Origin of the sequence: Flammeovirga aprica JL-4 (assembly GCF_012844305.1) — a bacterium.
In the GTDB taxonomy this organism is placed as follows: domain Bacteria; phylum Bacteroidota; class Bacteroidia; order Cytophagales; family Flammeovirgaceae; genus Flammeovirga; species Flammeovirga aprica.
Window position 1 is genome coordinate 74,271 of record NZ_JABANE010000029.1, and the last position, 10,290, is coordinate 84,560.

The 10,290-nt window shown below is 36.5% G+C and carries 3 protein-coding genes; all 3 read left to right on the plus strand.

The genetic code is table 11. The features are described from left to right. Nucleotides 1-127: 127 nt before the first annotated feature. The gene (locus HHU12_RS12555) at nucleotides 128-5,119 is read left to right on the plus strand and encodes a carbohydrate-binding protein (protein ID WP_169657088.1); all 4,992 of its coding nucleotides are present in this window, start codon (nucleotides 128-130) and stop codon (nucleotides 5,117-5,119) included. A gap of 459 nt (nucleotides 5,120-5,578) precedes the next feature. Next, entirely contained in the window at nucleotides 5,579-9,184 is a 3,606-nt protein-coding gene (locus HHU12_RS12560) for a PA14 domain-containing protein (RefSeq protein WP_169657089.1), read from the plus strand. A gap of 627 nt (nucleotides 9,185-9,811) precedes the next feature. Then, a partial coding sequence (locus tag HHU12_RS12565) for a transposase (RefSeq protein ID WP_169656597.1) occupies nucleotides 9,812-10,290 on the plus strand: 479 nt, incomplete at its 3' end.

A 10,290-nucleotide genomic window follows, 5' to 3' on the forward strand; every position in this document is an offset into this window, starting at 1 on the left:
CAGAGACCATAGGCTGACCATTAAAATGTTAGTCTGAAATAAGGAATAATAGGATAAGCGTAATGAAAATAATACGTATTGCGACCTACATTCTACAACAAATTTTTTTACTTAAATTTTTAATGAAATGAATACATTTTTAGCTCTCGTGAAGAGAAAGAAAAATTGGAATTCAATTTTTCGAGTAGTATTACAATCTATTACATTTTTATTTTTTTCAACTTTAACGTTCGCACAGCAAGTACAAGTCAGTTCTTTGGCTGAATTAAATCCTTATCTCTCACAAGATGATGTGGATGTAAAATTGGAACCTGGAGTTTATAATATAACAGCACAGGATATCGTTGATGGCAAATTTTCAGACTATTCAGTGATCGATAGCAGACTGAATTATGTCTTATTTCTTTTTTCTGGAAATAACAGTACTTATGATTTCACTGATGTTACTGTCAATGTAGAAACAGGGGTTTTTAATGCTTTTCCAGGAAGCTACTCCAACTTTTACGAAGTACAGACATTAGGGAACAACAACGTGATAAAGAACCTTACATTAGTGGATGTTGGATCTGTGGATGATTACCCAAAAAATGGTGCTTGTAATATTGTTATGGATGGATCAGGTAACCGTATTGAAGGATTTCATACAACAGCAAAAGGCTCTTTCCCTTACGGTTATGGTGATGCGTTTGGTAAGGGCGGAAGTTATACAATCAAGCATTATAAGCACAGTTCATGTCTAATTCGTGGAGAATCGAACCACGTGAAAGGCTGTACTTTTATTCATAGAACTTACGGGCACTGTGTATTTATGCAAGCGGCCAATAATGCCAAAATCGAAGATTGTTATATAGAAGGAGAAGTCCGTTCTACAGATGATATGTTAGCGGAAGAAGGAACGGGTTCTCCGGCCGATAATATTGATTTTTTAACCGATTGGGGTTACCGTTTGCCTCCGGGATATATGTTAAGTACTGGTGAGGCTGGAATTCGTGCTTATAATGCAGGAGAAACGATCATTGATGGTGTAGAATATAACCGTGGAACTTCAAATGTTACGGTCTTAAACTGTACTGTAAAACATATGAGAACAGGGGTGACAATTGCTCATGCTACAGGAACAAAATATGTTGAAGGTGTGACGGCGATTGGTTGTGAGAATGGTTTCTCATTGGGCTCAGGTGATGTAGTGGACTGTTATGCAGATTGTGCATTTGGCCCTGTCTACTCAAGTACGTATGAAAATGATAACTCATACAATGCTGAAATTACCATCATTCCTGCTGAAGATCCTTATTATAATGGCTCAGGAAGTGTCGCTTATATTGGTGGTTCCAATCATAAAATCACTTTAAAAGGAGGAGACGCTAACCTTGCAGAGGACTTGAAGATTAAAGTAGGTGGGGATAAAAATAACCTTCGATTATTGTATGGAAATTTACCTCACCAAAATGATTTTAAAGGTTCCAATTTTGAATTGAATAACCTCACAAATTACCCTGTGTTTTTATCTGATAAATCAGAAAATATCACTGGACAATCAGGTGGAATGGTAACAGATTTGGGTGTCAATAACAACCTTACTTATACGGCAGTTTCTGCATTAGAAATTGAGGCAATAGATTATGCTGAAATGTCTGGCGTTACGAAAACAGCATCTTATGTAACTGATATTACTGCTGATGATTGGATGGAATATACGATCGATGTTCCTTATTCAGGTACTTATTTGATGGATTATTCAGTCGCGAGTGCCTCTGAAAATGGAGCATTTACAGTCACTCATTTATCAGAAACAATTGATCAAGTTACTTTCCCTGCCACAGGTGGAGCGGAAGTTTGGAATACAGTTCGTTCTGCATCTTCTTTCTTTTTAGAGAAAGGCGAACAAACCATTCGTATCACTTCCAATTCTTCAGATTGGAATTTCCAAGGAATGGATTTATTGTTGGAATGTGCACAGGTAGATATCGTTCCTTATGTTGAAGAGCTTAATGTATTAGGAACTAGATTAAGTTTATCTGAAACGAATGAAATTGATGTTTTCCCAGGCAATACCGTAAAACTATTACCTGAACCAACGGTTGGAGGTAGCTGGTCTTGGACGGGCCCCAATGGTTTCTCAGCAGACACAAGAGAAATTCAAATTTCTGCAATTCAAGCGGAAAATGCTGGAGAATATGAAGTGACCTTCACGAATGATTGTGGAGTAGAAGATAAAGTGGTTTTCACTATCAATGTTGAAGATTCTTATGTCATTCAAGCTCAAAATTTCACGAATTCAAATGGTGTGGAAACAGAAGTAACATCAGATGATCAAGGAGAGAGCAACGTTACTGCTATTCATACTTCAGACTGGATGGAATATGAAATCAATGTTCCCGTTTCCGCTACTTATAAATTTGATTATAGAGTATTGAGTGCGTCCAATGATGGAGACTTTACAGTAAGTTTAGATGGAGAGTCACTAGAAAATATTACTTTTTCATCATCTGCATCATGGCAAACGGTAACTACAGCTACGCCATTCTACCTTACAGAAGGTATGCACACTGTAAAGGTTACTTCTAATTCAGAAGATTGGAAACTCAACTGGATAGAATTGAAAGGAGAAAGCTTTGTCAACCCATGTACTTTGCCTTTCACGCATGACGGTTTCACAATCAAAAACGAAGACAAAATGTGGTCTTCAGGTTTAATGGATATCTCTTGTGTGAATAGTGTAAACGTATACGCTGTGTTTGAAGCGATGGGTGCAATGACAGCTTCAGATCAGTTGAACATCTATTATAAATTGGATGAAGGAGAGAAAGTTCAACTACTAGAAGAGACAGGAGCTTTAGAAAATAATACGGTTGTTCTAAAAGATATCAGCGGTCAAACCATAGAAATTTTGATTGAAGGTGTATCAACAAGTGAGGATAACTATTATGAATTCACGAAAATAAATATTGTTGAGACCACAGATCCTTTCCAAAAAATAGAGGCTGAAGATTTTGATGATCAATCTGGCGTAAAAGTAGGTAATAATGGAGATGTAGACGGTGGTCAGAATTTAGGTTCGATTACACCGGGTTCATGGTCGATGTATGCCGGACTTGATCTAACAGAAGTAAAAAGTATTGACCTTCGATTAGCCACTATTTTTAATGATGCTTTTGTAGAAATTCGCCTTGGTTCACCTGAAGGAAGATTAGTCGGAAAAGCATTTGCAACCAATACCAACGGATGGCAAGTGTATGAAACAGTCAGTGCTCATATCGAAGACGTAACGGGTATTTATGATGTTTACCTAGTTTATCAAACTGTTTCAAGCAGTTATGTAGTAAATGTCAACTGGCTTCAGTTTTCAGATCAATTTGTAAAGCCTGTCATCAATCCTTTTGAGAGATTTGAAGCAGAATATTTTGATGAAGAAAGTGGTGCTGAAGTAGTTGGAACAACAGATGTTGACGGAGGTGAAGACGTGGTAATTGGTAGTACAAATGGTGATTACCTTAAGTTTGACCGTCTTGATATCACAGGGGTAGAGCAAGTGGAAATGAGAGTTGCTAATCCTAATACAGCTTGTACAATAGAAGTACGTTTGAATAGTCCTGATGGTAAAATTATTTCATTTATCGATGTTCCATCAACAGGTTCATTATCAGATTGGACAACTGTCAGTGCTCCCGTTGATGCTGTATTTGAAGAAAATAGCATCTATTTCGTTTTCAAAGAAGAACAAGAAGTAGCTGTCAATTGGATCAAGTTTAAAGGAACTGAAAACAGTTTAGGGTATTTACAAACACAGGATTATGATGACAGTGGGTTAGAGAAAGCATTGATCTCTTCTATCACTTCAGATGCAGAGGGCGGAGAGCAAGATTTACGTAATATTGTTTCAGGAGATTGGATCATGTTCAGTGCTGTTGACCTTACAGGAATCAATAGTATCAATACCCGTTTTGGTTCTTTATCAGATGACGCATTTATTGAAATCAGAACAGATGATTCTGACGGAAATCTGATCGGACAAATTGATTTGCACAACACAGGAAGCTGGCATAATTGGGAAACAGTTTCAGGAAATATTGAAGTAGAAGATGGCGTTTATGATCTTTATTTTGTCTATAAAACCGTCAACAGTTCCAATGTATGTAACAGTAACTGGTTTCAGTTGTCAGAGCAGATTATTGCACAGCCTTATGGTCCGTTAGAAAGAATTGAAGCAGAATCTTATACAAGAGCAAACGGAACTTCTACTACGGCAACAACTGATGAAGACGGTGGAGAACAAGAAGTATCATCAATCGCTCAAGGCAACTGGCTTCTATTCCAAAATGTGGATTTATCAAATGCCGTTAGCCTTGATACACGTATTGCTTCTGCATCTGATAATGTAACCATTGATGTGTATGTGGATGCTTATGATGGTGAAAAATTAATGACAGTGGAAGTGCCGAATACGGGAGGTTTATCCAATTGGGAAACCGTGAAAACACTCCTAGAAGGGAATGGAAAAGAAGGAATACACCATATTTATTTGGTATTTAATGGAGAAGGAGAAGATCTAGTCAATATCAATTGGTTGCAGTTCAGTGACCTGACAGAAATTGTATTATTAGACCAAAAAATCACTTTCCCTGTGTTCCTCCAAGATTATAAAGTTGGAGATGAAAACATCCAATTAAGTGCAACAACGGATTCAGGTTTACCGATCACTTACACAAGTTCAGATGAAAGCGTAGCAACAATTGTTGATGGCGATATGGTTCAAATCAACGGAGCAGGAGAAGCGTATATTACTGCATCTCAAGAAGGTAATAATAAGTATAAACCTGCAACTAATTTGAGCCGAAAATTAGTGGTAATCTCTGATAACGTCACAAGCATTGATGATCTTTTAGGTGAAATCAGTTTTTACCCTAACCCTGCCTCTGATTGGTTGGTGATCAAAACAAAAGAATTCAAAAATGTAGCAATAGAGATCGTTAATTCGAATGGTCTTGCAGTGCATTCTCAAAACATCAAACAAGGGGAAAGTCAAATCAATATTAGTAAGCTGAACTCAGGTATGTACATCCTAAAGGTTGTAGGTAATGATAAAGTTTTGATGACTTCAAAATTTATAAAAAGGTAAGTTTTTACCGTAAGTACATTGTAAACTAATAGTGGTTAGTGTGGGCGTTGCAATTCAACGTCCACACCTATAGCGCAAGAGTTAAGCGTCAGCGTCTCTTGTGTTTCATAGATCACAAGAAGTCTCTGACTTCTAATCGAAAAGTTCAATTTAATTTCAAGTTAATACTATTGATAACCTTTAGAAATCAGGAGATTTCTATTGATCTGTAAGGCACGAATGACGCTATCGCTTAACATTCGCGCCATTAGTAGAAGCTCAATGAATAAGTAAAATAATTCTTAGTTTACAACATACTTATACCCAACAAGGAAGACGCTGTCACTTCCTTTTTAAACTCTGATAGCAAATGACAATTAAGAAATAGGTGACCGACATTACTTATTTTTTCTTGTGAGAAAATCACGTTCAAATGAATGTGAGATTTCCTCTATTTACTGACAACTATTTTTTACATCAATGAAATTATTACTAATTACAACCTTTTTAGTTTTAGGGGTATTCAATCTGTATGGAAAAGATTTTATACACCCGGGCTTATCACATAAAAAATCAGATTTAGAACGGATGAAAAGTCAGGTGCTGGCAGGTATCGAACCTTGGAAATCTTCTTATGCTGATTTGACACAGAAAACAGACGCAAGCTTTAATTATAACGTACAAGGACCAACTCAAAATGGAAACGAAGCTCATTATTTTGATGAAAGCAGTTTAGGTCCTATCCAAAAAGACGGTCAGGCGGCTTATTATAATGCGTTGATGTGGTATGTGACAGAAGATATAAGACATGCCGAAAAAGCGATAGAAATATTTGAAGCATGGTCGACAATCCGATATGTGAAAACCATTCCTCTTACTTCAGGAAAAGCATTATGGAGGATGTTGGAAGCGGCAGAGATCATCAAACATACCTACGGCGATTGGGAAGAAGCATCTATACAAAGTTTTAAAGAAATGCTTGTTTATCCGGGGTGGTCAGGAACGCAAGTACCCGATGGTGAAAAAAGTTTTTACTGGACAATTTATAACGGAGATAGGGCACGTCATGGAAATCAAGGTCTATTTGCATTTAGATCTGTAATGGCAATGGGCATCTTTATGGATAATGAAACCATTTACAATAGAGCTTTACGTCATCTGCAAGGATTACCCCATGATGAAAATGATCTTCCTTATCCATCAGGCCCTCCGATTACACAATTAGTAGATACAGGCAATGAATATTATGAAGAGTACAAAATTGTGGGTTATGAAGACACTATCGAAGACTATATTTACAACGGGTCGATAGAAAACTATATTTGGGAAAATGGACAATCTCAAGAATCAGCCAGAGATCAAGCTCACGCTTTTGGTGGAATTTCTATTATTGCGACGATGTGTGAAATGGCCTGGAATCAAGATGATGATATTTATGGGTTTTCAGATAATCGATTATTGTTGGGATTAGAATTCGCTTATCGATATAATATTAGTTATAACTATTCTTTTCCAGATCAAGAAGAACCTTGGGAACCTACTGTAGCATCAGGAGAATTTATTGAAAGAACAGATCGTTCGGGAAGATGGAAATCTTTGAAAATTAATCCTTGGACAGCTCATTTAATTCATGATGAAGAGTACCTGACAAGAGGGAAACATGATCAAATTCCATTACCACAATTGATATTAGGACACTACAAAGACAGGTTACATCTCGACCAAGAAAAATATAAATGGGTAAATAGAGCCGATAGTTTAGCGCTTGAGGCAAGAGGTGGCTATGAAAATGCAGGTACTTACACAGATCACCCTTCATTCGGACATCTTTTTTATCATAGAATAAAAGGAGCAGAAGGCGATCCTGTTCAAAGCTTCACCAATCAAGTCCCAACTTTTGGTATGCACACATTGCCCGCCACAATTGAAGCTGTAAATTTTGATCACTTTGTATTAGACGGAAATGGCAAAACCTATTTCGACCTTTCTGATACCAATGAAGGAGGAGAATATCGTTTGGATCAATCAGTGGACATAGAGGAATGTAGCGAAGGCGGGTATAATCTCACAGGTTTAGAAAATGGAGAATGGCTGAACTATACAATTGCTGTTCCCGAAGCTGGACTTTATACCATTAAAGTTAGATATGCTTCAGAAAGTGCGGATGGCAAACTAAAGTTTTCATTTGATGGAGAAGATAAGACGGAGGAAATTACGGTTCCATTTGGAGGAGAAGATTCACAAGGGATGACAGATTGGAAAGAGTTGGTTGTGGTGAGTGATATTATCCTAAAAGAAGGTGTACAAATCATGAAGGTAAATATTAGTGGTGTTTCTAATTCATTTGCTTTGAAAAACATTTCTTTGGAAGAGGGAACTCCATCTGATTGTGAGGAGGCTTGGTCTGGAATTAAAGCTTCAGATAATTTTCAGGAAGGCGTCTATTATCAATACTTTGAAGGGGACTGGGAGGAACTGCCTAACCTTGATAATCTAGAAGCTAAAGAGGAAGGTTTTACGGATAATATTCACCTTGATATTGCACAAAAAAGTAGTGGTTACGCCCTACAATTTGATGGTTATATTAATATGGACCTCAAAGGAAGTTACACTTTTTATACTACATCTGATGAGGCCTTGAACTTATGGATAGATGGAGAGAAAGTAATTGAATATGATGGAAGCCAATCTAGTAATGAGCAACAAGCAACAGTCTGTCTGGATAAAGATTATCATAGTTTTAAAATACAGTACTTCAATCAATCAGACGACGCAGAACTTTCTGTGATGTATGAAGGTCCGGGTATTAAAAAAGGAGCTTTATCTTCTTTATTTGCTACGGTTCCGTGTGAAAATTCTGGTATTGCTCCTCCTGAGGACCTTTTAAAAGGGCAAATCAATTATACCTATTATGAAGGGACTTGGAGTGAAATTCCAGAATTTAAAACTTATTCAGCAAAAAGCATAGGTATACACTCATCAGTAGATTTGAATATTGAGGGCATCCAAACTAGTTTCGGCCTAGTGTTTAACGGCTACATCAACATTGCAAAAGGAGGAGAATATACTTTTTATACGGCCTCTGATGATGGTTCACGCCTGTCTGTAGATGATGTAGAAGTAGTAGATAATGACGGTTTACATCCTTCACAGGAAAGATCAGGTGTAATATGTTTGGCTCCAGGATATCATTCGGTACGTATAGAGTATTTTAATGTGGGTAGTTCCAAAAATCTGTCAGCCTCCATAGAAGGATTAGGGCAACCTAAAGTATTACTTTCAGAATTTGGACTTTATGGTGTTCCAGTACCTAATAAACAAGCACAAACGATTACTTTTCCTGAGTTTGAAGAACCAAAGTTAATCACAGATGAAGATTTTGATCCAGGAGCTACAGCTTCCTCTTTCTTAAAGGTCAACTACAATACTTCTGATAGAGAGATCCTTTATTTTATTGGTGGAAAAATGAAAATTGTAGGTGCAGGAACTGTCGATATTATCGCGTCTCAAGCTGGTGATGCTCGTTTTTTACCTGCTGAAAGTATAACACGAACTTTGGTCATTTCAAAGTTAACTCCAATCATTACTTTCCCAGAGATTGAAACAAAAACGCTTGATTCCAAAGATTTTGACCCAGGTGCAACAATTAATATCGAAGATCTTGAATTAACTTATTCAAGTTCAAATGATGCTGTGGTCGAATATATTTATGGTAAACTACGTGTCAGAGGTATAGGTGAAGCAGAAGTGACAGTATCAAATATTGAAACAGATCAATATAAAACAGTGTATGAAACTCAAAAAGTTGTAGTCTCTCAAGATAATGTAACTTCAATTGATAGCAATCCAAAGGCAATTGAGATTTATCCTAATCCAGTAATCGATTTTATGAAGGTGATCAATAAGAGCAATAATCAAAACGTAGAATTAGAGATCATCAATAGTGCAAGTAGCCTTGTGTCTACTTCTAATTTAAACAAAGTAGAAAATATAATCGATTTGAGAAAGCTTCAAAAAGGGATTTATATCATTAGAGTGAAAAATGATAATACCGTTCTGTTGAATGAGAAGATCATTAAAAAATAAGATTTATCTGTATCTACGTACAAAGTACACTGTAAACTAAATTATCGCAATTAGAAATCAGGAGATTTCTGATGATCTGTAGGACACGAATGACGCTTACGCTTAACATTCGCGCCAGGGGGACTTTCTACCCAAATCGTTTGGTAGTGCTCCCCCGGCCTTGAAGGTAAAAGCGTTAAGAATTTCATGTATTGAGCCGTTAAAAATGATTTTCTTGTTTGAGCTTTAGCGAGTTTAAAATCATTTAGGCGAGAGGAATGGAATTTAGCTTTTGACTTCAAAGCCTTGACTTTTTTGCTTCGTTTTTGTGTTAAGACAAAAATGAAGAAGAAGGTAGCTTGGAAGTAGAACATAAAAAGCTTGCAGAAAGATCGATTGAAAGTTGACGATAACTTTGTTTACAGTGTACTAATTCAAATTTAGATATCAATTTCAACGCTTATGATCCAAAAAATACACTACTTAATTATAGTTCTTTTTTTAACAGCCATAGCACCAATAAATGGCCAGAATAGTATATATAATAATAGGTATATAAACTTAGATCGCCCTCAATAATAAAACGTACTTCTGTTACGGTTAACTGATTTACATTAGTGTAAAAGTAACCAAACAACCAGATGTATTATGATCAATTTTGAAGGTTTTGACGATAGAACATTTTATTCAACATTTCAAAAAGAAGAAGATTGTCTTGAATATTTATCGACACTAAAGTGGAGTGATCATTACAAATGTAGGAAATGTGAACATACAAAATATATGAAAGGTAAAAAGTTGCATTCCAGACGTTGTCAAAAGTGTAAGTATGATGAGTCTGTTACGGCTCATACCCTATTTCATAAGCTGAAATTTTCAATTCTAACTGCTTTTGAATTCATATTTAAAGTTAGTTGTGATAAGAAAGGCATGTCCACTTTAACTTTAAGTGAGAAACTGTCCTTGAGTTATCAAAGCTGTTTAAATTTCAGACGTAAAGTGCAATATGCTATGCAAAGTAGTTTACAGCATCCTTTGAAGGGGTATGTTGAAGTAGATGAGTTTGCTGTAGGTGGGTATGACGCTGGCAGTCAAGGTAGAGCCAAAGGAGATAAAAAGCTTGTCAA

Excerpts from the sequence above, each read along its gene's own strand:
- HHU12_RS12555 (WP_169657088.1), top strand. The coding sequence starts at position 128 with ATGAATACATTTTTAGCTCTCGTGAAGAGAAAGAAAAATTGGAATTCA.
- HHU12_RS12560 (WP_169657089.1), top strand. The coding sequence starts at position 5,579 with ATGAAATTATTACTAATTACAACCTTTTTAGTTTTAGGGGTATTCAAT.